Annotated in this window: 24 protein-coding genes; 16 read left to right on the top strand and 8 right to left on the bottom strand. The window is 31.6% G+C overall.

From position 1 onward, the window contains the following. The first annotated feature begins 43 nt into the window (after nt 1–43). The gene (locus tag O3884_RS02530) at nt 44–466 is read left to right on the top strand and encodes a hypothetical protein (protein WP_371451429.1); all 423 of its coding nucleotides are present in this window, start codon (nt 44–46) and stop codon (nt 464–466) included. A gap of 87 nt (nt 467–553) precedes the next feature. Continuing rightward, on the top strand, nt 554–1,492 hold the full coding sequence (locus O3884_RS02525) for a hypothetical protein (protein ID WP_371451428.1): 939 nt from the start codon (nt 554–556) through the stop codon (nt 1,490–1,492). A gap of 53 nt (nt 1,493–1,545) precedes the next feature. Here O3884_RS02525 and O3884_RS02520 read toward each other — a convergent pair whose 3' ends face one another. Both O3884_RS02520 and O3884_RS02515 read right to left on the bottom strand, forming a co-directional pair. After that, nucleotides 1,546–2,280 carry an HAD family hydrolase gene (locus O3884_RS02520; protein WP_371451426.1) on the bottom strand — a complete coding sequence of 245 codons (735 nt, stop codon included), beginning with the start codon at nt 2,278–2,280 and terminating at the stop codon, nt 1,546–1,548. 75 nt (nt 2,281–2,355) lie between these two features. Next, nucleotides 2,356–4,047 (bottom strand): M3 family oligoendopeptidase, encoded by a 1,692-nt coding sequence (locus O3884_RS02515; protein WP_371451424.1) that lies wholly within the window; start codon nt 4,045–4,047, stop codon nt 2,356–2,358. A gap of 255 nt (nt 4,048–4,302) precedes the next feature. Between O3884_RS02515 and def the strand changes: the two genes are divergently transcribed. Next, entirely contained in the window at nt 4,303–4,857 is a 555-nt protein-coding gene (gene def / locus O3884_RS02510) for a peptide deformylase (RefSeq protein ID WP_294681574.1), read from the top strand. A 98-nt stretch (nt 4,858–4,955) separates the two neighbouring features. Further along, entirely contained in the window at nt 4,956–5,390 is a 435-nt protein-coding gene (locus tag O3884_RS02505; protein ID WP_294681576.1) for a YehR family lipoprotein, read from the top strand. 42 nt (nt 5,391–5,432) lie between these two features. Here the strand turns inward: O3884_RS02505 and prfB are convergent, their stop codons facing one another. Next, nucleotides 5,433–6,551 (bottom strand): peptide chain release factor 2, encoded by a 1,119-nt coding sequence (gene prfB / locus O3884_RS02500; protein ID WP_371451422.1) that lies wholly within the window; start codon nt 6,549–6,551, stop codon nt 5,433–5,435. A 158-nt stretch (nt 6,552–6,709) separates the two neighbouring features. Further along, on the bottom strand, nt 6,710–7,153 hold the full coding sequence (locus tag O3884_RS02495; protein WP_371451420.1) for a DUF1307 domain-containing protein: 444 nt from the start codon (nt 7,151–7,153) through the stop codon (nt 6,710–6,712). A 281-nt stretch (nt 7,154–7,434) separates the two neighbouring features. Here O3884_RS02495 and hrcA point away from each other — a divergent pair, with 281 nt between their 5' ends. The 7 genes from hrcA to O3884_RS02460 all read left to right on the top strand — a co-directional run bounded on the left by hrcA (nt 7,435) and on the right by O3884_RS02460 (nt 15,719). Beyond that, nucleotides 7,435–8,448, top strand: a complete 1,014-nt coding sequence (gene hrcA, locus O3884_RS02490) for a heat-inducible transcriptional repressor HrcA (RefSeq protein WP_004263317.1) — start codon at nt 7,435–7,437, stop codon at nt 8,446–8,448. Between the two features lie 13 nt (nt 8,449–8,461). Next, nucleotides 8,462–9,034, top strand: a complete 573-nt coding sequence (grpE, locus tag O3884_RS02485) for a nucleotide exchange factor GrpE (protein ID WP_003143977.1) — start codon at nt 8,462–8,464, stop codon at nt 9,032–9,034. A gap of 380 nt (nt 9,035–9,414) precedes the next feature. Continuing rightward, on the top strand, nt 9,415–11,238 hold the full coding sequence (dnaK, locus tag O3884_RS02480) for a molecular chaperone DnaK (RefSeq protein WP_371451417.1): 1,824 nt from the start codon (nt 9,415–9,417) through the stop codon (nt 11,236–11,238). 76 nt (nt 11,239–11,314) lie between these two features. Continuing rightward, nucleotides 11,315–12,466, top strand: coding sequence for a molecular chaperone DnaJ (gene dnaJ / locus O3884_RS02475; protein WP_294681590.1), 1,152 nt, complete (start codon nt 11,315–11,317; stop codon nt 12,464–12,466). A 275-nt stretch (nt 12,467–12,741) separates the two neighbouring features. Next, a complete protein-coding gene (locus O3884_RS02470; RefSeq protein ID WP_371451415.1) occupies nt 12,742–13,689 on the top strand; it encodes an HD domain-containing protein in 948 nt (315 codons plus the stop codon). 17 nt (nt 13,690–13,706) lie between these two features. Further along, a complete protein-coding gene (locus O3884_RS02465) occupies nt 13,707–14,768 on the top strand; it encodes a hypothetical protein (protein WP_371451414.1) in 1,062 nt (353 codons plus the stop codon). A gap of 90 nt (nt 14,769–14,858) precedes the next feature. Next, complete coding sequence (locus O3884_RS02460) at nt 14,859–15,719, top strand: S66 family peptidase (RefSeq protein ID WP_371451413.1); 861 nt, start codon at nt 14,859–14,861, stop codon at nt 15,717–15,719. 17 nt (nt 15,720–15,736) lie between these two features. Here O3884_RS02460 and O3884_RS02455 read toward each other — a convergent pair whose 3' ends face one another. Next, complete coding sequence (locus O3884_RS02455; RefSeq protein ID WP_371451411.1) at nt 15,737–16,600, bottom strand: NAD(P)-dependent oxidoreductase; 864 nt, start codon at nt 16,598–16,600, stop codon at nt 15,737–15,739. Nucleotides 16,601–16,762: 162 nt separating this feature from the next. Here O3884_RS02455 and O3884_RS02450 point away from each other — a divergent pair, with 162 nt between their 5' ends. The 4 genes from O3884_RS02450 (at nt 16,763) to O3884_RS02435 (ending at nt 19,796) form a co-directional block, all read left to right on the top strand. Continuing rightward, complete coding sequence (locus O3884_RS02450) at nt 16,763–17,665, top strand: 1,4-dihydroxy-2-naphthoate polyprenyltransferase (RefSeq protein WP_371451410.1); 903 nt, start codon at nt 16,763–16,765, stop codon at nt 17,663–17,665. An 86-nt stretch (nt 17,666–17,751) separates the two neighbouring features. Then, nucleotides 17,752–18,258, top strand: a complete 507-nt coding sequence (locus tag O3884_RS02445) for a YceD family protein (RefSeq protein ID WP_271965992.1) — start codon at nt 17,752–17,754, stop codon at nt 18,256–18,258. A gap of 32 nt (nt 18,259–18,290) precedes the next feature. Next, nucleotides 18,291–18,467: a 50S ribosomal protein L32 gene (gene rpmF, locus O3884_RS02440; RefSeq protein WP_003147267.1), complete on the top strand. Its 177-nt coding sequence runs from the start codon at nt 18,291–18,293 to the stop codon at nt 18,465–18,467. A 222-nt stretch (nt 18,468–18,689) separates the two neighbouring features. Next, on the top strand, nt 18,690–19,796 hold the full coding sequence (locus O3884_RS02435; RefSeq protein ID WP_371451408.1) for a Gfo/Idh/MocA family protein: 1,107 nt from the start codon (nt 18,690–18,692) through the stop codon (nt 19,794–19,796). 65 nt (nt 19,797–19,861) lie between these two features. Here O3884_RS02435 and asd read toward each other — a convergent pair whose 3' ends face one another. From asd to thrC, 3 genes are all read right to left on the bottom strand, one after another. Then, complete coding sequence (asd, locus tag O3884_RS02430; protein WP_371451407.1) at nt 19,862–20,938, bottom strand: aspartate-semialdehyde dehydrogenase; 1,077 nt, start codon at nt 20,936–20,938, stop codon at nt 19,862–19,864. A gap of 88 nt (nt 20,939–21,026) precedes the next feature. Beyond that, nucleotides 21,027–21,908: a homoserine kinase gene (gene thrB / locus O3884_RS02425; protein WP_371451405.1), complete on the bottom strand. Its 882-nt coding sequence runs from the start codon at nt 21,906–21,908 to the stop codon at nt 21,027–21,029. Continuing rightward, nucleotides 21,908–23,380, bottom strand: coding sequence for a threonine synthase (gene thrC, locus O3884_RS02420; protein WP_371451403.1), 1,473 nt, complete (start codon nt 23,378–23,380; stop codon nt 21,908–21,910). The genes thrB and thrC overlap by 1 nt, the downstream gene beginning before the upstream one ends. A 257-nt stretch (nt 23,381–23,637) precedes the next feature. Between thrC and O3884_RS02415 the strand changes: the two genes are divergently transcribed. Next, nucleotides 23,638–24,792 carry a homoserine dehydrogenase gene (locus O3884_RS02415; protein ID WP_371451401.1) on the top strand — a complete coding sequence of 385 codons (1,155 nt, stop codon included), beginning with the start codon at nt 23,638–23,640 and terminating at the stop codon, nt 24,790–24,792. Nucleotides 24,793–24,920 lie beyond the last annotated feature (128 nt).

The following is a 24,920-nucleotide window of genomic DNA, read 5'->3' as shown; positions in this document are numbered from 1 at the left end:
CCAACCTCTTTAATATACTAAGTATATTAAGGAGGTTTTTTATATGGATACAATTAATTTTACTACTTTAACTAATGTAGAAAGGATACTATTAACAGCTGATTTTGACTATTATCTAAAAAAGTATAATTCTAATATTCCTAAAATAAGAAATGAGATAAATAAGCTACTGAGAGGAAAGGAATTATCGGTTTTAGATCGTGTAAATTATAGAATTTCATTTAGTTATGATTGTGATATATATTTTAGGGAAGAGTTCTTAAAAATTTTCTCTATAAAAAAGTTTTATAAGTTTTTTGGTTATAAGATATACTACAAAAATATTGTAGGGCTAGATTATAATCATAATAAAAAAGAATGTACTATTAAATATTTTAATAAGGGAAGAGTATATGAATTAAAATTTTCTGCATATCTAGAGCAATATAAGATATTATCAAACTTATATAAAAATATTGTATGTTAATTTACTTCTAGTAAAATATGATTTTCTATGAGATAATAATTTTATAAACCACAGAATTGGGATATTTTATATTAGAGGAGAATATATATGAAAAAAAGTATTGCTATATTTTCAAGTGTTATTGTTACACTTATCATTTGTGCTACAGCTTACTATTTTATGTTTGGTAGCGGAAAAGATAAGAAGGTAAAAGAAGAGTATCAAAAGTATGTTGATATGATTAATATCAGTCATGATTTTGAAGCTGGAGCAAAAGGCTTAGAAACTTTAACTACTGATGTTGCTCAAAAGGTTATTCCAACTATCAAGACTGATATAAAAGTTGCAAAAGAGGTTAGAAATACTTCTATCAGTCTAAACGATAAAAAGGTTGACGAAGCAAAGGATAGTTTAGATCGTGCTAAAAAGCTTGATACAAATTCAAACTTTTCAGCTGCTATAAACTGGTTAAATGCTGATATTGAAAACTATAAGAGAGCAGAAGAAGAGATAAAAAATATTAAATTGGATGTGAACTTTAACAAGGATCTTTCTCAAATATTAGAAAAATATAAGTTCAATAATAATAGTTTAAAACAATTGTTAAGTGATGTGGGTAATAAGCTTTATGATAAAGCTCAAGAAGCCGCTCAAAAGGCTAAGGAACTTGCCGAAAAAGCAAGAGAGTTTGAACGTAAGAAAAAAAGATCTGATGTAGAATTAGGTGGTCCGAATCCTGCGTTATTAAATGATAGTAATTCATTGCCTGCAGATGCTCAAGGAATAGGTGGAGCAACAAGTGAAGAAGGAGCTAGAAAAATGAGTTCTGACCTTGTTAATCGATATAAAGGATATCTTCTAAAAAAATATAATGGAGAAAAAATTGAATGGTCTGTAAATGGCAAGAGCTTCAAACTTATTAAGGAAGATGGAAGTAAGATTACTTTTACTACTCAACCTCAGCTTTATAAAAGAGTAGGAAATAGATTGGTTTCTGGAGTTAATCTTAATAGTGAAGAAGGTTCTGAATTCCTATATAATACTTAGAATTAATAAAAAACTCAAGGTATGACATAATGTCGATTACCTTGAGTTTTCTTCTATATTTCTACAATATCTATATTAGCTTTTGTTTTATAAATAACGTCTTTACGTTCAATAAGAATAGTAGCTTTTTCAGATAGTTCTGGATTTTCTTTGATTTTACTTAGTAATTCACGACTCGGGTTCATGGCTACCGGATTGCCAACACGTCTTAACATGTTGTAATCACCATTGGTATCTCCATATGCGAAAGATTGATCAAGATCAATGTTATATTCTTCAACTAATCTATCTATAGTTTTGTTTTTACTATCTGCATCCCACATTGGAATTACTTCACCTGTAAATTTCTCATCTTCTATAATGTATTTACTACCTATAGCTAAAAATGCATGATGCTTTTTACCCATCGCTTCTACAAGGTAATCAGGACTTCCCGAAATGAAGATGATAAGGTGTCCATTTTTCTTGTGTTTTTCTATAATATCTCGTGTGAATTTATATACACGATCAGCTTTAAGTTTCATTACTTGTTCAGTCGCGAAGTCGATATATTTTTTATGAAGACCTGTAATTGCTTGTACATATGCTTCAGAAACACCGAAAAGGTAGTTATCATAGTCTTCAAATCTCTTATCCCAGTTAATGTAGCTATCTTTTACACCATTTAACCAATATTTTTCATCTACAACTTCATATTTTATTAATTTTTTAAAATGTTCTGTCATTAGAGAATCTCTATAAAGAGTTCCGTCAATATCAAAAAATGCCGCTATCTTTTTTTCTTTCATATTTTATCCTCCTAATATTAAAAATAAAATTATTTCTATAAAGTTAAAGACGAGATTTACTCGCCTTTAACATTACTAGAATTTTGTTGCATCGACAGAGTCAATGTATTTTCTAAGTTCTGGAACAATATTTGAAATAGTTCCGTCTTCGAATGGATTTTCTAAGTTAGCTTCTTTTACTAACTCTAAGAATGGTTTAGTACCACCTAGTTTACATAGGTGTAGGTATTCTTTCCATGCTTTTTCTCTATTTTCGTTAGCTTTTTTCCAGAATTGGAATGCGCAAACTTGAGCTAGAGTGTAGTCGATGTAGTAGAATGGGACACTGAATAAGTGACCTTGTCTGTAGAAGAATAGTCCTTCATCAAGTTCTGGAATATCTTCATAGTAACGAGATGGTAAGTATTTTCTTTCGATTTCTAACCATTTCATACGACGTTCTTTTGGAGTTAGCTCTGGATTTTCGTATACTTCATGTTGAAATTCATCAACAGTAACACCATATGGTAAGAATTTGATTGATGTTGCCATGTGGTAGTATTTGAATTTCTCTGTTTCATCTTGGAAGAATAAGTTCATCCAAGGCCAAGTTAAAAATTCCATACTCATTGAGTGGATTTCGCAAGCTTCATATGTTGGCCAAACATAATCTGGCATGTGATGTCTACTTTGGAAAACTTGGAAAGCATGTCCAGCTTCGTGAGTTAGAACTGTAACGTCATGAGGTGTTTGGTTAAAGTTAGCGAAAATAAATGGTGCTTTGTAATTTGGAATAAATGTACAGTAACCACCACCAGCTTTTCCTGGTTTTGTATCTAAATCTAATAAGTTATTTTCAGTCATAAATGTGAAGAATTCATCAGTTTCAGGTGATAATTCTTTATACATAGTTTTAGCATAGTCAACAAGTGTTGGACGATCCCCTTTTGGAGTAGGGTTACCTGATTTGAATGTTACACCTTCATCGTGGAATGAAAGTTTTTCAAGTCCTAGACGGTTAGCTTGAGCTTTTTTAAGTTCCTCAACTACAGGAACGATTTCCTCAAAAATTTGTTTTCTGTAGTTTGCTACGTCTTTTGCATTGTAGTCTGTTCTGCGTAAGCGTAGGTAAGCGACCTCTACAAAGTTATCAAATCCAAGTTTTTTGGCGATACGAGTACGAACTTTAATCATTCGGTCATAAATGCTATCGTATTGTTCTAAGTTTTCTTTAAAGAATTTAGCTACGGCTTGGTTAGCTAATAGACGAGTTTCACGGTTAGCGTCTTGTGTGTATTTAGCCATACCACTTAAGTTGTGTTCACCACCATCAAATGGAATTTTAGCGCTTGAAGTTAGTTTAGTATATTCTGAAGAAAGTTTGTTTTCTTCTTTTAAATCTTCAATGATTTCATCGCTAAATACTTTTAGAGAAGTTTCGATTAGATTGAAGTAATGTTCTCCAATTTCTTTTTTCAGTTCTTCTTTGAATTTTGAATTGAATATTGCTTCGTCAAATTTGCTGTAAAGAGAATCTAATTCAGGACCAAATTCGTCCCAGAATTCTTGTTCAGCTTCATAAAATTTATCAGTTGTATCAATTGTTACACGAATCTCTGATAATTGTGCCATAGTACTTACGTCATCACGAAGTTTATTATATTCATTAAAAATTTCTAGTGTTTCTTCGGCACTATTTGCAGAGTTTAATCTTTCTACTAATGTTTTTAATTGTTCTTTTAATTGATCTGTATTTGGTCTTGTATATTGGTAATTTTCAAAAGTCATAATACACCCTCCTAAAAATTTCATTTATAAATTATCAATAATATTATCATATCACGAAATTAATAAAAATACAAAAATAAATTTCAGAAAACTTTTTAATATAGAAAGAAAATTATTGTGATATTTTGTGTGAAATTAATATTAAAATACTGTAAATAAGGAAACTTTGACCTTTGACATTCTTGTTTATTTATGAAATAATTAAGTATGTACGAAGATACCGTAATAAATAATTAGAAATAAAGGAGAAAAGATTTGATTACAACTAAAGATATAATTATTGATCCACACGCAACACTTAGAGCACGTGCTGAAGAAGTAAAAAGTCCGATTTCAGACGAAGACAAAGCAGTTTTACGTGGATTATTAGAGTATGTTATTGCTTCACAAGATGATGAAAAAGCAGAAAAATTAGGACTAAAACCTGGAATAGGGTTAGCTGCACCGCAAATCAATGTTTCAAAAAGAATGATTGCAGTGCACATTCCAGATGAGGAGTTCCCAGAAGACACAGTTTCTTATGCACTATACAATCCAAAAATCATCTCAAATTCAGCAGCAAAATGTTACTTAGCTGGTGGAGAAGGGTGTTTATCTGTAGATAAAGATATCAAGGGATATGTTCCTCGTTATTCAAAAATTAAAGTAGTTGGTTATAATGAAAATGATGAGAAAGTTACTTTAACTTTAACAGATTTACCAGCAATTTGTTTCCAACACGAAATAGATCACTTAAATGGAGTTATGTTCTACGATCATATTAATAAAGAAAATCCATTTGATGTTCCAGCAGAATACGAAAAACTATAATAACAAAGAGCGATACAAATTTGTATCGTTTTTTTTGTTTTTATTGGTTTTAAACTGTGGTATAATATTGTTATCTAAAGGATAGGAGAGTTTATAAAATGAAAAAGATATTACAAATTATATCAGTTTTTTTATTAGTATTTTTAGTAGGATGTTCTGAAAAAGAAGGTAGTAAGGTTTATGTTAAGAAACAACCTGGTGTACAAATGGAAATTACACTTTACTATAAAGGTGATGTTGTAACAAGACAAACAGCAAAAAATATTATTACTTATTCTGAATTAGGACTAACTAAAGAAACCTTTAAAAAACAAGCGGAGAAACTAGGAGAAAAGTTCAAAGGTATAAAAGGTTTAGAAGACAAGGTTGATTATCAAGATAAATTTGCTATAGAAACTGTAACAGTTGATTATTCTGTAGCTGATATTAATGAATTAAAAGGTCTTCCATGGCCAAGTTCTGGAGATAAAAAAGTAAGTCTGAAGAAAACAGAAGAAAAACTTATAGAAGAAAGATTTGATGAGAAAAAATAAAAAATAATAGACCTATCGGTACACACCGGTAGGTCCATTTTTCTATAATATCTCTTTTTCTTTCATATTGTAATGTAGATAAGCATCGATAAAGTCAATTATCTCACCATCCATTACTTTATCTACTGTAGATACTTCATAGTTTGTTCTGTGATCTTTTACCATTGTATATGGAGTAAATACATAAGAACGAATTTGTGATCCCCAACCGATATCCTTTTGTTCACCACGAATTGCTGCTAATTCTTTTTCTTTTTCTTCTATTTCACGTTGATATAGTTTTGATTTTAAATTTTTCAACGCAGCATCTTTATTTTGTATTTGACTGCGTTCAGATTGTGATTGAACGACAATACCAGTAGGAAGGTGAGTGATACGAACGGCAGAGTCAGTAGTATTAATATGTTGACCACCAGCACCTTGAGCACGATAAGTATCAATTTTTAAATCTTCATTATTAATTTCTATATTGATTTCATCTTCATTAAATTCTGGAATTACATCAATTGAAGCAAATGATGTATGTCTTTTTCCTGATGGATCAAAAGGTGAGATACGAACAACTCTGTGAACTCCTTTTTCTCCTTTTAATAAACCATACGCAAAGTCACCCTCAATTTTTATTGTTGCTGATTTAACTCCAGTGATGTCACCAGATTGATAGTTTAAGTAGCTGTATTTTAATCCTTGCTTTGTGAAGAATCTTTCATACATACGTAACATTAATTCTGACCAGTCTGTAGCATCAGTACCACCAGCCCCAGCATGTATTTCTAGTATAGCGCTGTTGTTATCATATTCTTCTGAGAATAATAATCTAAAGCTAAAATCTTCAACGCTTGATTTAAGATTGACTACTGTTTCTAGTAAATCTTGATAAATTTCTTCATCATCTTCATCTTTTAAAAAGTCAACCATTTCTTCAGAGTGCTCTAAATAGTCTATCATTTCACTAAATTCATCAAGTTCTTTTTTTATACTTTTTGATTCCGTAACTAGTAGACTAGCTGCTTCGCTATCATTCCAAAAATCGGCCTCTAGCATCATATTTTCAATTTCAGCAACTCGTTCAGTTTTATCTTCTATTTTTAATGAAGTTTTAAATTCCGTTATTCTTTTGTTAATTTCTTCGAGTTCTTTTCTAAGTTCAATAAGTTCCAAAATTTTTACCTCTATTAACTTCTTTCGTTTACTTATTATACAAGAATTTTATTGAAGATACAAGGAAGGTAGGAGAAATCACGCTATATTTTATAAGAAAAAAGTGTTTATCAGCAAGATTAAAAGTCCTAACTGATGAACACTTTATTTATTAGATATTATTTTTTCTCTATAGCACCATTTTTCTTAAGGTTTTCTTCTATGTAGCTTAGTTTTCTTTCTTCATCTAAAGAAGATGTTTTGAAATGCAAGCGATCCTTATCTTTTTCGAAGTTTATTTTAGTAAAATCTAAATCCCAAGTAATAACTACTTTTCCATCTTTCTTTTCAATAGTGTAAGAAAGTCCATTGATATCTTTATTCTCTTGGTCGATAGATGTCTTTATACTATTGTAGGCTGCTTCTTCATCAGTTCCTAGGTCAGTGATATTAGAAATAGTTTTTAATCTATTAACAACCTCTCCTTTATAAGTTAATGTTGTTTCATTTTCTTGATTATTTCCATATTTTGTAGTAAATACTTTTGTTTTTTCACTTGAGCATGCTGTTAGTATAAGTAGAGAAGATAAAAGTATAGTGCAAAGTCTAAATATTTTCTTCATTATAAAAAACTCCTTTTCTATTGATTAACCTTTATTATATCATAAGTGATGAGAATTTTTGAAGGGTGTTCTTCTTATTATTTGTTTCAATATAAACTTTTTAAGACTCATTTAAAACATGGTATTGCAAGGTTTTTCTTACATGGAAAACAGAAAGGTCAAAAAAAGTCAAAAATATTTTAAAAAATCTATTGACTTATTTTGACCTTAATGATATTATTATATATGTGATTAGCAGTCAGATAGTTAGAGTGCTAAAACACAAAATTGGAGAATAGGTGATGACGATGTTAATAGATAGACAAGTACTCATTCTTCAATCTATAGTCGAAAATTTTATTACGACTAATCAACCTGTAGGTTCTAAGCAAATTGCTCAAAATATTGATTTCAGTTCGGCAACGATAAGAAATGATATGAGTAAATTAGAAAAAGAAGGGTTGATTAAAAAGACTCATATTTCATCAGGTAGAGTACCTTCGGAAAAAGGTTATCGCTATTATGTAGATTACATAAAAAAAGATTATGAATTATCAAATAGTGAGAATGAAAAACTTAAACAACTCTCTGGTGGTGATATAGTATCGGAAAATAACTATTTAGAAAAGAATGCAATAGTCCTATCAGACTTAACGGATTGTACGGCGGTCATATTAGCTCCGACAAAAACGGATAGGCGCATTAATAAGATAGAGGTTATTCTTCTAAGTAGTCGTAGTATTCTCGTTATATTAGTAACAAACATAGGAGAAGTATTCCAACAAAACTATAAACTTGATGCGGATTTCACTGCAGAAGATATAGCGGAGATTAATAAACTTCTTCAAAGTTACTTCTATGATGTGGATATGGCAACAGCTCACGTAATGATTCACGGTGAGTTAGAAAAATATCTAAAGAATAAAGTTAACAACTACGATATGATAGTGGTAGCTTTAAATAGATTGTTGCAGAATAAAATTAAAAAGACTGTAGCATTAGGGGGTAAGTACAATTTACTTAAACAACCCGATATAGACAATGTAGAAAAATTAAAAGAAGTAGTATCGCTCTTAGAAGATGATAAGATAGTCGAGCTTCTAGATAATAATGAAGTAACAGACAAACCATCTATTAAAATAGGAACTGAGCTTAAGCTTGGGAATATAGATGATCTTTCGTTAGTGTCTAGTAGTTATAACACATCTAAAGGTCAAGGTGTAATAGCCGTGTTTGGACCAAAGAGAATGGACTATTCAAAAATCATGACACTTATAGCTTGTGTTCGTGATAATTTAAATAATAATTTGAAATAATTAGGAGGTAGAGATGGCTACTGAAGAACAAAAAGAAACTCTACAAGAAGAAGTAACAACAGAAGAAACTGTTGAGACTGAAGAAACGACAGATTTAAAAGAAGAAGTAGTTGAAAAAACTGCTGAAGAATTACTACAAGAACAAATTGAAAAACTGCAAGAAGAAGTAAAAGCTTCAGAAGATAAATACTTACGACTTTATGCAGAGTTTGAAAACTTTAAACGACGTAAAAATCAAGAAATTGACACTATAAATGCTTATAAGAGTCAAAAAGTGATTACAGAAATCTTACCAAGTTTGGATAACCTAGAACGCGCTTTACAAGTTGAATCAACTAATGAAGAAGTACAAACGGTTCTTAAAGGTGTACAAATGGTATACGAAGGATTACAAGCAGCGCTTAAATCAGAAGGTGTTGAACTAGTAGAAACTGAAAATGCTCAGTTCGATCCAAACTTCCACCATGCAGTAATGCAAGGAGAAGAAAGTGACAAAGAGAGCGGAGTAATCTTAGATACATTCCAAAAAGGTTACAAACTAAAAGATAGAGTAATCAGGCCAGCAATGGTTAAAGTAAACTCGTAAAGGCTACATCGTTAGCATTTCAAGTATTGTAAATACGAAGAAATGGTTACGAGGAAGCTTCTCAGAGATACTCAAAGAATAAGGAACGCAGAGACGAAATGATTTGAAAGTATCGACTGAGCCTTAGTTTTTTCGAATCTAGAAGGTGAAGAAAAAAGTTAGGAGTAAGAATCGCACAGCTACACCAAGAATGAGGAACGAAGTGACGAAGTGATTGGTATGTAGCCACTGCGTCAAAGAATAAGGAACGCAGAGACGAAATAATTTAAAAATATCGACTGCGCAAGTAAAAGTAACATTAGACTTTGTTAGAGTGAATAGATCATTTTAACAAATAAATTTGAAAATATAGTTATTATAAATTTAAGGAGGACAAGAATATGTCAAAAATTATAGGTATCGACTTAGGAACAACTAACTCATGTGTATCAGTATTAGAAGGTGGGGAAGCTAAAGTAATCCCTAACCCAGAAGGTAACAGAACTACACCTTCTGTAGTAGCATTCAAAGGTGATGAAATTCAAGTAGGGGAAGTAGCAAAACGTCAAGCAATCACTAACCCTAACACAGTAATTTCTATTAAACGTCACATGGGTACAGATTACAAAGAAGATGTAAATGGTAAAAAATACTCACCACAAGAAATCTCAGCAATGATCTTGCAAAACTTAAAAGCAACTGCTGAAGCTTATTTAGGTGAAAAAGTAACTAAAGCTGTTATTACAGTACCAGCATACTTCAACGACGCTCAACGTCAAGCAACTAAAGATGCAGGTAAAATCGCTGGATTAGAAGTAGAACGTATTATCAACGAACCTACTGCAGCAGCATTAGCATACGGATTAGAAAAAACAGATGTAGATCAAAAAGTATTAGTATTTGACCTTGGTGGTGGTACTTTCGACGTATCTATCTTAGAATTAGGAGATGGAGTATTCGAAGTATTAGCTACATCAGGAGATAACTTATTAGGTGGAGATGACTTCGACCAAGCTATTATTGATTATCTTGTAGAAGAATTCAAAAAAGAACAAGCTATCGACTTATCTCAAGATAAAATGGCAATGCAACGTCTTAAAGATGCAGCAGAAAAAGCTAAAAAAGACTTATCTGGTGTAACTTCAACTCAAATTTCATTACCATTCATCTCAGCAGGAGCTAACGGACCAGTTCACTTAGAAAACACATTAACTCGTGCTAAATTTGATGAGCTTACTCACAGCTTAGTAGAAAGAACATTAATTCCAACTCGTCAAGCACTTAAAGATGCTGGATTAAAACCTAGTGAAATCGATCAAGTAATCTTAGTTGGTGGATCTACTCGTATTCCAGCAGTACAAGAAGCTGTTAAAAAAGAAATGGGTAAAGAGCCTCATAAAGGAGTAAACCCAGATGAAGTAGTAGCTATGGGTGCTGCAATCCAAGGTGGAGTAATTACAGGTGATGTTAAAGACGTAGTATTACTAGACGTAACTCCATTATCATTAGGTATTGAAACAATGGGATCAGTTATGACAGTATTAATCCCAAGAAATACTACAATCCCAACTTCTAAATCACAAGTATTCTCTACAGCTGCAGATAACCAACCAGCAGTAGACATCCACGTATTACAAGGTGAACGTCCAATGGCATCTGATAACAAAACTCTTGGAAGATTCCAACTTTCAGATATACCACCAGCACCACGTGGAGTACCTCAAATCGAAGTTACATTCGATATCGATAAAAATGGTATTGTAAATGTTACAGCTAAAGATCTTGGAACTCAAAAACAACAAAAAATCACTATTGAATCAAGTAGTTCATTAACAGATGAAGATATCGATAGAATGGTTAAAGAAGCAGAAGCTAATGCTGACGCTGATGCTAAACGTAAAGAAGAAGCTGATGTACGTAATGAAGCTGATCAACTTTCATTCCAAGCAGATAAAGCGTTAGAAGAAGCTAAAGATAAAGTAGACCAAAGCTTATTAGATAACATTAAAGCTAAAAACGATACATTAAAAGAAGCTATTAAAAACAATAACTTAGAAGAAATTAAATCTGCTAAAGATGAATTAAACAAAGCTGTTCAAGAAATGACTATGAAACTTTACGAACAAGCTAATGCTGCAGCAGGAGCTCAAGGTGCAGATGCAGGAGCAACTTCATCAAACAACGATGATGATACAATCGATGCAGACTTCACTGAGAAAAAATAATTAAATAAATAGTCCAAGGGCTGGTAGCGTTATGCGCTAGCCCTTTGTTAAATAATTAATTATAGGAGAGATTAAGATGGCTAAAAGAGATTATTATGAGGTGCTTGGCGTAAGTAAAAGCGCAAGTGCAGCTGAAATTAAAAAAGCATATCGTAAATTATCAAAACAATATCACCCAGATATCAACAAAGAGCCAGGTGCAGAAGATAAATTCAAAGAGATTTCTGAAGCATATGAAGTACTGAGTGACGATACTAAAAAAGCTCAATATGATCAATTTGGTCACGCAGCATTTGAAGGTGGAGCAGGCCAAGGTGGATTTGGTGGCTTCGGTGGAGGTTTCTCTGGATTCTCAGGTAGTTTTGATGATCTTGGAGATATTTTCTCAAGCTTCTTTGGTGGAGGAGGATCACGTCGTAATCCAAATGCTCCACGTCAAGGAGAAGACTTATTACACCGTATTCGTATAAGTTTTGAAGATGCTGTATTCGGTACGAAAAAAACTATTAAAGTTCGTAAAGATGTAGAATGTGATCATTGTCACGGAAGTGGTGCAAAAGATTCTTCATCTGTAAATACTTGTCACAGATGTAATGGTAGTGGACAAGAAGCGGTAATTCGAGATACTCCATTCGGACGTGTGCAGAGTCAACATACATGTTCAGAATGTCAAGGACGCGGTAAAATTATTAAAGATAAGTGTGCGCACTGTTTCGGTAAAGGATACAATAACCGTGAAGTAGAATACGATGTTGAGATTCCAGAAGGAATTAGCTCAGGACAACGCGTTCGTCTTCGTGGTAAAGGTGGAGCAGGAGAAAATGGCGGTCCAGCAGGTGACTTATTCATAGAGGTAATCGTTGCTGAAGATTCATATTTCCACAGAGAAGGTGATGATATCTATACAGAATTGAAACTTTCTCCAGCACAGGCTGCTCTTGGTACAAAACTTGATGTACGTACTTTAACAGGTGAGATTGAACTTAATGTTCCAGCAGGAACACAGCACGGACGTAAATTCCGTTTAGCAGGTAAAGGGGTTAAGAGTGTAATGGGGCATGGTCAAGGAGATCACTTTATCGTGGTATCTATTGAAATTCCTAAAAACTTATCAACTAAAGAACGTGAGTTATACCTTGAACTTGCAAAATTAAATAATGAAAAAGTTGAAGAAGATGAAAGCTTTTTAGATAAAGTTAGTAGAAAAGCAAAAGATCTATTTGACTAATAAAGATAAAGAAGATCTAAATTACAAAAAAGTATATATGAAAATTCATAAATACAGTGGTCTATTTATATAAAATCTTGCTTTTAAAAAGCATTATAGATATTCAATAAATTTTTTGGAGTGACTCTGAAAAATCAATTTCTTTGAAATTATGATTTTTTAGTCACTCCTTTTTCGTTTTGTTATGTAATCTACCATATTTATTTGAATTTTTTTGTAATACAAAGTAAAATATAAGATGGATATAAAATATACTAGAAAGAAGGAGTGAGGATATGTTCATAAACGAATTTAAAACTGATCAAGAAATTAGTATGTTTTTATTATTGGATAATGTTGTTCGTGGAGTAGCGTCAAGTGGGAAACCATATTTAACACTTTATCTAAAAGATAAAACAGGTAGTATTGATGGTAAGATTTGGGAAGTAAAAGAAGAAGATAGTGACAATTTAAAAGCTGGTAAGATGATACATGTAGAAGGAACTTTACTAGATTATCGTGGTAAGCTTCAATTAAAAATAAAAAACTATAGAATGGCAACTGACAGTGATAATATAGATATTCAAGATTATATTCAAACAGCACCTGTTCCAAAAGATGTAATGATAAATGAGTTAAATTACTTCTTAAAAGAAATAGGAAATGATAATTTAAGAACTGTAACAATTGAGTTGTTAAATAAATATAAAAAACAATTTATTAGTTATCCTGCAGCTAAATCAATGCACCATGATTTTTATTCAGGTTTGATTTATCATACTACAACGATGTTAAAAATAGCGAAAGCTTTAGTAGCTATCTATCCATCATTAAATAAAGATTTATTATATAGTGGAATTATTTTACATGATTTAGGAAAAACTATCGAGCTAAGTGGACCTGTAGGAACGTCTTATACATTAGAGGGAGAACTACTAGGACATATAGTTATTATGAGTGATGAAGTAGCTCGTATGGCTGATAAATTGGGAATTGAAGCTGAGGAAATTACACTTTTAAGACATATGATTCTTGCTCATCATGGTAAATATGAATTTGGTTCTCCAAAACTACCAATGATTAAAGAGGCTGAGATTATTCATTTTATCGATAATATCGATGCTAGAATGATGATGTTCGAGAAAAACTTAGCGAATGTTGAACCTGGAACATTTAGTGATAAATTATTCGGTTTAGAAGGAAGACACTTCTATGTGCCAACGTTCGATAGAGAAAATAATTAAGGAAAAGAGAAAAATATATGAATAAAGGAATAAAGTATATATTAGGTTTTGCGGCGATATTTGTCGCGGCAGTAATATGTGTATTTGGAATTATCAAATACGAAGAAATGCAAGAGAATTCAGCATCTAATAACAGTTCAAACTTAGGAAGTGCTGATGGTAAAAAATTAGATAAAGAAACAACAATAATTATTGAAAAAATATCTTCTTTAAATGATATTGATGCACTTAATTCAGAGTTACATTTATCACAATCAGTTGTTGATATTTTGAAAAAATATGCTCCGACTGTGTATTATACAGTTGATAATAGTGACGGCTTTGATAAAATTTATTTCCGCTTAGGTGGATACATTATGGATCGTAATGTAAGTGGTATTAATGAAATTATTGGTTCTTATAAAATTGATGATGGGAAACTAACATCAACAGGTGACGATTTAGGTAAAGTGGGATCTAAAATCAATGGTGATGATTTAACATGGAAGCAACTTAACTTAAATAATAAAGTTCACGACAAAGATGCTGCAAAAGCTGTAGCTGATAAATTCTTCTCTGTTAGTCTTGGAGGAGGAGTAGACAGTATGTTAGGTATTTTTGCATATTCTTCTGATTTTAGTAAGCATGTTAAAGATGCTCAATTAGGACTTACAGTTGTTCCAATGTCATTAGCTGAAATCACTGATATGTATAATGCTGCAACTCCAGATACATATAATGCTGATCAGGTTTATAAAAAAGTTTCAGGACTGAAAGAAGCTAAGTATAGAGAAGTTGATGACAGCTATAAAGGGAATGAATCTAAGTATAATAAGAGTATTGGTAATGGAGAGGTTCTTTACTTCAAGAAAGATAAAATGTATCTAGCAGCCTTTGGAGGAATTGGTGGAGCTATGGGAATGACCTTAACGTCACCAGATAAATGGACTGAAGAAGGAGATAGAATAATAATCCCGTTAATAAATAATTTTGAAGGCGGAAGAATTAAAGGGAAAATGGTTCTTCGATTAAATAATAAAGTATATGAAGGTGGTCAAAGCCGTTCTAAATACTATATTGAAAGTCGAACAGATAATTAATATAAAAAAATTAGTGAAAAGATGGGATTTACTCCTGTCTTTTCTTATGCATATTAAAATAATCTTTATGATGAGGAAAATTAGTAAGGTATGATATTAAATAGAAATGACAAGATAGCGTTGGTAGTATGTTCAAATGGAAAAAATATTGAAGATGATGGTAGATTACAAAAATTAGAGGATATTTTAGTAGAGATAGGCTTAGTACCTGTCTTTACTAAATATATCTACAAAGATAGGTTTGGATGTGGAGCTAAAGCAGAAGTTCGAGCTGAGGAGTTAATGTCTTTCTATAAAAATAAAGAAATAAAAGCAATTTTTGATATTTCTGGGGGAGATATTGCAAATGAGGTATTAGATTATTTAGACTATGATGTAACAAAAAGAAATTATAAACCTTTCTTTGGTTATAGTGATTTAACAACAGTCTTAAATGCTTTGGGTAGCCAAACAAATGAAGTGAATTACTTGTATCAAATACTAAATATTATAGAGAGTGAAGAAATCAAAACTAGCTTTGAAAATACTTTTATGAAAAATGAACAGACTCTATTTAATGTTGAATGGAAATTTCTACAAGGAAGTAGAATAGAAGGTGAAGTGATCGGAGGAAATATTAGATGTTTCTTAAAACTAGTTGGAACAAAGTATTTTCCCGAAGTGGAAAATAAAGTGTTATTCATAGAAGGATTAGGAACTTCTATAGAGGGATTAGCAACACATCTTGCCCAGTTAAAGCAAATCGGAGTCTTTGATAAAATTTCAGGATTATTAATAGGAACTTTTACAAAAATTGAAAAAGAAATTTCTGTAGAAGAACTATTTGAACATATTCAAGAGTATGTACCGTCTTCTTTAGCGATAGCTAAAACTCAAGAAGTTGGACACGCGAGAGACTCTAAAGTACTAAAAATAGGAGAAAAGATATATATTAAAAATGAGTTGATCTAGCAGATCAACTCATTTTTTTATAGTTTATACCATTTAGAAATTGCTTGAGTTCCGTTTGTGTTGCGAACTTCTTCTTCTAATTCATTGTAAATTTTATATGCTGTTTCAAGTCCAGGAAGATTGATGTTCATTTTTTCACATTCTTCTAAAGCTAGTTTCATATCTTTAATAAAGTGATGAGTAAAGAATCCAGGTTTGAAGTCTCCATTTAGAATACGTGGTCCGTATGAAGTCATTGAGAAGCTTCCTCCAGAACCTGTTGATACTGTTTTGAAGAACGAGTCTAAGTCTAAACCGACCTCTTTAGCGAATTTAAAGCTCTCAGCTACAGAAATCATAGTTGTAGCTATTGCAATCTGATTAGCAAGTTTTGTATATTGCCCTTTACCAGCTTCACCAAAATAGGTAATATTTTTACCTAGTTTTTCAACTAATGGAAGAACAACTTCTTCGAATACTTTCTTATCTCCACCAGCCATGATTGATAGAGTAGCATTTCTTGCACCAACATCTCCACCTGTAACAGGAAGATCAAGTGCATATGCACCAACTTTTAGAAATTCATTACTAATTTTTTCAGCTAGAGTAGGAGAAGAAGTCGTCATATCTACAAATACTTGTCCTTTTTTAGCTGTTGTGATAAGTCCATTTTCACCTAAATAAACTTCCTCAACATCTTTAGGATAACCCACTATTGTAAATACAACATCAGCAAATTTAGGTGCGTCTTTAATTTGATTAAGAAGTGTAGCTCCACGTTTTACTAAGTTGTCAGTTTTACTCTTTGTTCTGTTATAGACGTAAAGTTCATGACCTGCATCTAATAGATGGCCAGCCATGCTTTCCCCCATAACTCCAGTTCCAATCCATGCAATTTTCATAGGAAATGCCTCCAATAAATAGTTTTATGTTCTTTAATTATATCATAAATCGATGAAAACGTTATGCTAAATGATTATAGTATAGAAGGAAAGATATTTAATATCATAGCACTTAAAAATATGGTATAATATTCAAGGTAAGAAGATAACTAGGAGGATATTGTGAATAAAAGTAAATTAAAAGAATTTTTTATGTGTACAAGACCACATAGTTATCCAGCATCAATAGCACCGGTTTTATTCGGCGCTACTTATGCTTTAGGATATGAGATTAAGTTTTCAATTTTAAAATTTATATTGTTTTTACTGGCTTGTTTGTTGATTCAAGCGGCAACCAACTTGTTTAATGAATACTATGATTATAAGCATGGATTGGACAAGGTTGATTCCGAAGGTATTTCTGGCTCGATAGTCAAGGGGGATCTGAGCCCTAGAGAAGTTATGGTAGGAGCCTTGGTATTATATGCATTAGCTTTTGTACTGGGATTAATTTTAACTTTTATGACTAGTTTTTATGTATTATTAGTAGGGTTAGTATGTATGCTTGCTGGATATTTTTATACAGGTGGAAATTATCCTATAGCTTATTCTCCTTTTGGAGAGGTTGTTTCTGGATTCTTTATGGGGACTATAATAATTGCTTTATCATTTTACTTCCAAACTGGATTTGTAAATGCTGATATTATTGTAGTTTCGTTACCTCTGTTCATCATGATTGGGGCTATTTTATTAGCAAATAATATCCGTGACTTAGACAATGATAAAGAATCAGGAAGAAGAACTTATGCGATTCTAGTTGGAAGAAATAATGCGATTAAAACAATGGCAGCTAGCTTTTTCGTAGTATATTTATTAAATGTTTTATTTATAGTTACTAAATATGCTTCGTGGTGGAATCTACTGGTGTTTGTTACTATTCCTTTAGCGATAAAAATCATTAAAGGTTTTAGTGCGAATAATCACAAAAAAACAATGGCACCGTATATGGTACTGACAGCTAAGTTAACGATTTTTATAGGATTCATAATGTCGTTAGCGAATATACTGAAATATTTAATCAATTAAAAAATAATAAAAAGAGTCAACTTTTTTTGTTGACATCTTAAACTAAAAGATATATAATAAATAATGTGTTTATGAGGTGATATTTAATGAAATGGTTAAGATCTTCGTTATTCAAAAATAATAGTGATACTTTTGTTTTTGAAGAAAATATAAATGTTAAAGTAGCACACTATGATAGCTCTCTAAAAGATATTAGAGACGTTGTTGTTAGTGGAAAATTAACTCGAGGTGGACAAGATAAAATCTATGCCGATCTATTAATTAAAGGTAACTTCGAAATGATTTCAGGAAAAACACTAAAAGAAGTTGTTGTTCCATTTGAAATTGAAGAGAGAGAAGAATACGTTGATAAGTCTGTATTTGCAGGTGAAGAGGTATTCGATGTTAATTTAATGGATATGTATATTGATTTAACACCTTTAGTGAATGAGCTTATAATTTTAAATATTCCAATAACTACTTCTGATGAAGAAGAGCTAGAGATGGTTTCTGGTAATGACTGGGAATTGGTTTCTGAAGAATCTTTAACTGATGTTAAAGAAAAGAAAGAATCACCGTTTGCAGCTCTTAACGGACTATTTAAAGAACAATAAGAATTATTTAAAATAATTGGAGGAAATTAACTATGGCAGTTCCTTTTAGAAGAACATCAAAAACAGCTAAAAGAAAAAGAAGAACTCACAAAAAACTATCTGCACCATCAATTACTATCGATGCAACAACTGGTAACTACGTAATGGGTCACCGTGTTGATAGAAAAACTGGTATGTACAAAGGTAGACAAGTTCTAGACGTTAAATAATTTAAATATTACCAACCCCTAAGGAGGTGTCCTTAGGGGTTTTTTATGTTTAAAATTAAGGTAGAAAATGAATATATGAGATTTGCATCTGAAGATTTAAATTTATATTAAAAATGAACAGATAATAAATCTTTAAATTTGTATTAGTAAGTTGTATAATAAATATAAGGACATATAATATTATTTCTTAATTGTTTAGGAATATGAAAAGAGGGGTTTGATATGATAAATTATGGAATTGTCGGAACAGGTTATTTTGGTGCAGACTTAGCGCGCTCATTAGAGAAAATAAAAGATGCGAAGGTAACTGCAGTTTTTGATCCGGAAAATGGGGAGAAAGTTTCTAAGGAACTGGAAGCAGAGAATTGTTCAACTTTAGAACAATTGGTAACAAGAGAAGATGTAGATTGTGTTATCGTCGCAACACCGAGTAATTTACATCGTGAGCCAGTATTATTAGCCGCTAAGAATGGTAAACATGTATTCTGTGAAAAACCAATCGCTTTATCTTATGAAGATTGTAAGGTTATGGTTGAAACTTGTCGAGAAAATAATGTGATTTTTATGGCAGGTCATATTATGAACTTTTTTAATGGAGTACATCACGCAAAAGAATTGATTAAGCAAGGGAAAATAGGAGATGTAATATTTTGTCATGCAGCAAGAACAGGATGGGAAGAAAAACAAGAAACTGTTTCTTGGAAAAAAAATCGATCACAGTCTGGAGGACACTTATACCATCACATTCATGAACTTGATTGTATTCAATTTATTATGGATGGTCTACCCGAGCAAGCAACTATGATAGGTGGAAATGTATGTCATGTTGGCGAAAATTTTGGTGATGAAGATGATTTCTTAATAGTTAATCTGGAATTTTCTAATAAACGATACGCAGTACTTGAATATGGGAATGCTTTTAGATGGGGTGAACACTATGTCCTTATAGAAGGTACAAAAGGAGCTATAAAATTAGATTTATATAATACTAGAGGTACTTTAAGAGTAGTAGGAGAAGGAGAGAGTTATTTCTTAATCCATGAATCAAAAGAAGATGATGATGACAGAATGGCTATTTATACAGGTAGAGGAATGGACGGAGCAATAGCTTATGGAAATCCTAATGTACGTTGCCCTCTTTGGTTACAAAGCTGTATAGATAAAGAAATGTTGTATTTGCATAATATTTTGAATGGAGAAAAAGTATCAAAAGAATATGAAAAACTATTAAATGGTGTCGCAGCTCTAGAGTCAATTGCGACTGCTGATGCATGCACATTGTCTTTAAAAGAAAATAGAAAAGTAAAGTTGAGAGAAATAGTAAAATAGAAACTAAAAGACTAATAATAACAAATACTCCAAGAGAAGTTCTCCTGGAGTATTATTTTATAATATTAATCTAAGTATCCTAATTTTTTGATTAGTTCTGCAGTTAGTACAGCTCCACCAGCTGCTCCACGTAATGTGTTGTGAGAAAGTCCTACGAATTTGTAGGCGAATAGGTTATCTTCACGTAAGCGACCTACAGTAATTTGCATACCTTTTTCATTGTCACGATCAAGTACTGGTTGTGGACGATCGTTTTCTTCATAGTATTTAATGAATGGTGTTGGAGCTAATGGTAAGTCGTATTTAGCAATTTCAGGAACATGATTTTTAATTTTTTCAACTAAAGTTTCTAGTCCTGGATCATTTTCTAAATTGAATGATACACAAGCTAGGTGTCCGTCAAGAACTGGAACACGAATACATTGAGCTGATAGTTTCATAGAGTTATCTGGAACGATTTTTCCATCAACTACTTTACCGAAGATTTTAAGTGGTTCTTTTTCACTTTTCTCTTCTTCTCCTCCGATGTACGGAATGATGTTTTCGATCATTTCAGGCCATTCGTTGAAAGTTTTACCACTTCCTGAGATAGCTTGATATGTGCAGATAGATGCTTCTTTAACACCGTATTCTTTAATTGCTTCAAAGATAGGTACATAACTTTGAATTGAACAGTTAGGTTTTGTAACGATGAATCCTTTTTTAGTTCCAAGACGTTCTCTTTGCGCAGGAAGAACATCAAGGTGAGCTGAGTTAATCTCTGGAATAATCATCGGTACATCGTCTTTGTTTCTATTTGCAGAGTTGTTAGAAACAACAACTACTTCGCGTTTAGCATAGTCTTCTTCAAGTTTGATTAAAGATTCTTTATCAAGGTTAATTGCACAGAATACCATGTCAATTCCTTCAGAAATTTCATCAATTTTGTATAAATCTTCAACAACTAATTCTTTAGTGTATTCAGGTACAGCGTGGTCTAATTTCCAACGGCTTTCCATAAGCTCTCCATATTTTTTGCCGGCAGAACGAGGTGATGCTGCTAATTTAACCACGTCAAAGTATGGGTGATTTTCTAATAATACTAATAGGCGTTGACCTACCATTCCTGTTGCCCCTAATACGGCCACTCTTGATTTTTGCATAATAAATTTCTCCTTTATTTATATAAAATTATTTCAAAAAGAACTTCCTCTCTGCAATAGAAGAAGAAGTTCAAAAATTTTTAGCATATTAATTTAGAACTACTGTTCCTTCTTTATCAACTTTTAGTAAAATTGCTTGCCAGTTATATTTTAATTTAGCAAGTTCAGTTTTAATTTTTTCTATATTGTTAGTATCGCTAACTATATTCATAAGTGTAGAACCACTTCCAGAAATGAAAAATGCTGAACTATCAATTTTCTCACAAATTTCTCTAACTTGGTGATATTCATGTATTATTTCTTTTCTATAAGGTTCGTGGATTTTATCTCCCATAACCTTTTTAAGAAGTTCTAAATCATGAGTTTCAAATGCTTTAATAACAGATCCAATACGTGACATTGAATAAATCGCATCTTGAAGTTTGATTTCTTTTGGCATTACCTTTCTAGCTTCTTCAGTAGAAGTTTCGAAGTTAGGAATTAATGCTAAGAAGTTAAATCTTTCATCGACTTCATATCTTACAGTTACCGCTTCTTTACTATCAGTAGTACAAGATGAACTTAAACTTCCGAAAATAGCTGGTGAAACATTATCAGGATGTCCTTCAATTTCGTTAGCTATTGTAAAGATTTCTTGTTTATCAATAGGTGTATCTGTTAATAAGTACGCACCATAAATTCCAGCAACTACACACGTAGAGCTACTACCTAAACCACGACTAATAGGTACATCATTATCGATTGATATTCTAACACCTGAGATTTCTTTGTTTAACTTTTTAAGTGTAGTTAGTAATGTTTGATAAACTAGGTTATTTTCATTTGAAAAACGTTCTTCAAATCCGACGAATTCTAGACCGCTGTCTAATTTTTCGAATTTAAATGTAGTGTAAAGTGTTAAAGCAACACCAAGGCTATCAAATCCACATCCAACATTCGCAGAAGTGGCGGGAACACGAACACTTACCATTATAGATCACCTAGTTTCTCTAAGATGTATTTTTTCATATCTTCTTTATTAATTACATCTTTGTGTCTAATTTCTTTTTTATCAAGATCTCTTAAGTTTTCAGGGATAACAACTTTTGTTTTCTCATTAAGTTTATTCATAAGAGTAAACTCATCTTCACCTTGAGTTTCAAATAGAGAAGAGTAGACACTTTCTGTGAATTTATATGGAGATGCTGTTGATAATACGATGTTAGCATGTTCATCATCTAAGTTCTCAAGAAGAACCTTATAAGCTACTGCAGTGTGTGTATCTAATAGGTAGTTATCTTTTTCATAGATAGCTTTGATAGTTTCTTTAGTTTGTTCATCATCAGCAAAGCCAGCTTGGAATTTATCTTTAATCTTAGCAAGAACATCACCAGTAACTTCGAAGCGACCAGTCTCTTTTAAATCTTTCATTAGCTTAGCGATATATTCATTATCACAACCACTTACGTAGTAAAGTAGACGTTCTAAGTTACTAGAAATTAAGATATCCATACTTGGTGATACTGTTTTTAAGAAATCTCTATTCTTATCATATACACCAGTCGTTAAGAAATCATAAAGCACGTTATTGTTGTTACTTGCACAGATTAATTTGTTAACAGGTAAACCGATTTGTTCAGCATAGTAACCAGCAAGAATGTTACCGAAGTTACCAGTAGGTACAACAAAGTTTACTTTATCGTTTAATTTAATTTTATTTGTATTCACTAAGTCTAGGTATGAAACAACGTAGTAAACTACTTGAGGAATAAGACGTCCGATGTTGATTGAGTTTGCACTTGATAATTTAATGTTTTTAGAAAGTAATTCTTTTTTGAATTCTTCATCAACAAATAGTTCTTTAATTCCACTTTGAGCATCGTCAAAGTTTCCGTGAATTGCACAAACTTTCGTATTCTTTCCTTCTTGAGTTTGCATTTGTGTTTTTTGTACTGTACTTACACCATCGTTAGGGTAGAAGACCATGATTTTTGTTCTATCTACATCCTTGAAACCTTCTAAAGCTGCTTTACCAGTGTCACCACTAGTTGCAGTTAGAATAAGAATGTCATTTTTATCTTCTACTTTAGTAAGTGCAGTTTTTGTTAGTTGTGGAAGAAGTGATAGACCAACATCTTTAAATGCACTAGTAGGTCCGTTGAATAATTCAAGGATATATCCATCTTTTAACACTACTAGAGGAGTTATGTTTTCATGAGAGAATTTACCTCTATATGCTTCTTCAACACAGTTTTTAATTTCTTCATCACTGAAATCAACAAAAAGTCTTAGGACAGCTTCAGCCACTTCGTAATAACTCTTTCCGATTAGTTTTTCTAAGTCTAATTTATTCTTTCCTAAATCTCTTAAAACGAAAAGTCCACCTTCTTCACTTAAACCTTGAAGAATAGCTTCGCTTGGATTTAATTTTCTATTAATATCTCTTGTACTTTCGTAAATCATTTAAAATCTCCTTGCTTTATCGTTGTATATATGATACAATGTTCTTTGTAAAAATACAAGTGTTTTTTATAAAAAGAACTTTTTATTTTTTTTATAACTATAATTTTACACCATAATAGGTTATAAAAACAGTCAAAATAATCAAAAAATTGAAATTTTTTGAAAATTCTTGATATTAAATAATTGACATAAAAAAATTACTTGTTAGACTTTTAAATATAATTGAAAATAAATATTGAATTTAGGAGAAAATAATTATGAAGATAGCGATTTTAGGATATGGAACTGTAGGTAGTGGAGTGTACGAGATTATTACTAATGGTAAATCATCGGAGCTTGAAAAAATAGAAGTAAAAAGTGTCTTCGCTAGAAGCCGTGATAAAATGCATCTAGCTACTGATGATATTAATGAAATTATTAATGATGAAGAAATTTCGGTAGTTGTTGAATGTCTTGGAGGGCTTAATCCTGCGTATGACTTCATCAAGAGATCTTTAGAGAATGGGAAACATGTAGTTACAGCAAATAAAGCTGTTGCTGCTAAATATTTAGATGAATTTGTTGAATTAGCTGAGAAAAATAATGTGAAGTTTATTTTTGAAGCTAGTGTAGGTGGAGGGATTCCTTGGCTTGTAAACTTAGAAAGAACTAGACGTGTTGATGATGTAAAACGTGTATATGGTATCTTTAATGGAACAAGTAATTTTATTCTTGATAATATGTATAGAAATAATCAAGAATTCGATTCTACACTAAAAACAGCACAAGAGTTAGGGTATGCAGAAGCTGATCCAAGTGCCGATGTTGACGGTGGGGATGTCGTGAATAAGATTATCTTAAGTAATGCACTTGCTTTTGATATTCATGTTCAACCTGATTTTCCTACATATTCTATGAGAAATATTACTAAAAATGATATTGACTATTTAAAACAATATGATTTAGCTGTTAAATATATTGGAGAAACAAATGTAGAAGATGGTAAGTACGAAACTTCTGTAATGCTTTCTATTTTTGGGAAAGAATCTCAAGAAGCGGCAGTACCTCTAAATAACAATATTATTTCTCTAGATGGATCATTTATTGGAGAACTTAAGTTTTATGGACAAGGTGCAGGGAAATTCCCAACAGGGAATGCGATTGTTCAAGATATAGTTGATATTAATGAAGGATCAACAAGAGTTGATGTTGTAATTAAGAATAATCTATCTTATTCAGAAGAATTGACTAGAAGAAATTATTTAGTTCGTTCATCTGTAGAATTATCAGGGGAATTGATAGAAAGTGTAGAAGAATATAAAGGTAACTTCTATGTTAAAACAAAAGAAATTTCATTAAAACAACTTACTAATTTAGTTGCTGAGGTGAAAGAAAAAGATAACAAATTTGTTGTTGCTAAATTTCATAAATAATCGTTATATAAAATAAAATGATTATTAGAAATAAAATTTAGATTTTTCAGAAAATTCATTGATTTTTTTGTAAATAGTTATATAATATATATTAGTGATAAATTATACAAATAACATTGATAGAAAAA

The organism is Gemella sp. 20925_1_85, assembly GCF_041433735.1.
Classification (GTDB): Bacteria; Bacillota; Bacilli; order Staphylococcales; family Gemellaceae; genus Gemella.
Note: the sequence above shows the minus strand (reverse complement) of the source record. Positions and strands in the feature narration are given on the sequence as shown.

Bases quoted from the DNA above. Each gene is read 5' to 3' on its own strand.
- O3884_RS02530 (WP_371451429.1), top strand. From the start codon at position 44: ATGGATACAATTAATTTTACTACTTTAACTAATGTAGAAAGGATACTA.
- O3884_RS02525 (WP_371451428.1), top strand. From the start codon at position 554: ATGAAAAAAAGTATTGCTATATTTTCAAGTGTTATTGTTACACTTATC.
- O3884_RS02520 (WP_371451426.1), bottom strand. From the start codon at position 2,280: ATGAAAGAAAAAAAGATAGCGGCATTTTTTGATATTGACGGAACTCTT.
- O3884_RS02515 (WP_371451424.1), bottom strand. From the start codon at position 4,047: ATGACTTTTGAAAATTACCAATATACAAGACCAAATACAGATCAATTA.
- O3884_RS02505 (WP_294681576.1), top strand. From the start codon at position 4,956: ATGAAAAAGATATTACAAATTATATCAGTTTTTTTATTAGTATTTTTA.
- O3884_RS02495 (WP_371451420.1), bottom strand. From the start codon at position 7,153: ATGAAGAAAATATTTAGACTTTGCACTATACTTTTATCTTCTCTACTT.
- hrcA (WP_004263317.1), top strand. From the start codon at position 7,435: ATGACGATGTTAATAGATAGACAAGTACTCATTCTTCAATCTATAGTC.
- grpE (WP_003143977.1), top strand. From the start codon at position 8,462: ATGGCTACTGAAGAACAAAAAGAAACTCTACAAGAAGAAGTAACAACA.
- dnaK (WP_371451417.1), top strand. From the start codon at position 9,415: ATGTCAAAAATTATAGGTATCGACTTAGGAACAACTAACTCATGTGTA.
- dnaJ (WP_294681590.1), top strand. From the start codon at position 11,315: ATGGCTAAAAGAGATTATTATGAGGTGCTTGGCGTAAGTAAAAGCGCA.
- O3884_RS02470 (WP_371451415.1), top strand. From the start codon at position 12,742: ATGTTCATAAACGAATTTAAAACTGATCAAGAAATTAGTATGTTTTTA.
- O3884_RS02465 (WP_371451414.1), top strand. From the start codon at position 13,707: ATGAATAAAGGAATAAAGTATATATTAGGTTTTGCGGCGATATTTGTC.
- O3884_RS02460 (WP_371451413.1), top strand. From the start codon at position 14,859: ATGATATTAAATAGAAATGACAAGATAGCGTTGGTAGTATGTTCAAAT.
- O3884_RS02455 (WP_371451411.1), bottom strand. From the start codon at position 16,600: ATGAAAATTGCATGGATTGGAACTGGAGTTATGGGGGAAAGCATGGCT.
- O3884_RS02445 (WP_271965992.1), top strand. From the start codon at position 17,752: ATGAAATGGTTAAGATCTTCGTTATTCAAAAATAATAGTGATACTTTT.
- rpmF (WP_003147267.1), top strand. From the start codon at position 18,291: ATGGCAGTTCCTTTTAGAAGAACATCAAAAACAGCTAAAAGAAAAAGA.
- O3884_RS02435 (WP_371451408.1), top strand. From the start codon at position 18,690: ATGATAAATTATGGAATTGTCGGAACAGGTTATTTTGGTGCAGACTTA.
- asd (WP_371451407.1), bottom strand. From the start codon at position 20,938: ATGCAAAAATCAAGAGTGGCCGTATTAGGGGCAACAGGAATGGTAGGT.
- thrB (WP_371451405.1), bottom strand. From the start codon at position 21,908: ATGGTAAGTGTTCGTGTTCCCGCCACTTCTGCGAATGTTGGATGTGGA.
- thrC (WP_371451403.1), bottom strand. From the start codon at position 23,380: ATGATTTACGAAAGTACAAGAGATATTAATAGAAAATTAAATCCAAGC.
- O3884_RS02415 (WP_371451401.1), top strand. From the start codon at position 23,638: ATGAAGATAGCGATTTTAGGATATGGAACTGTAGGTAGTGGAGTGTAC.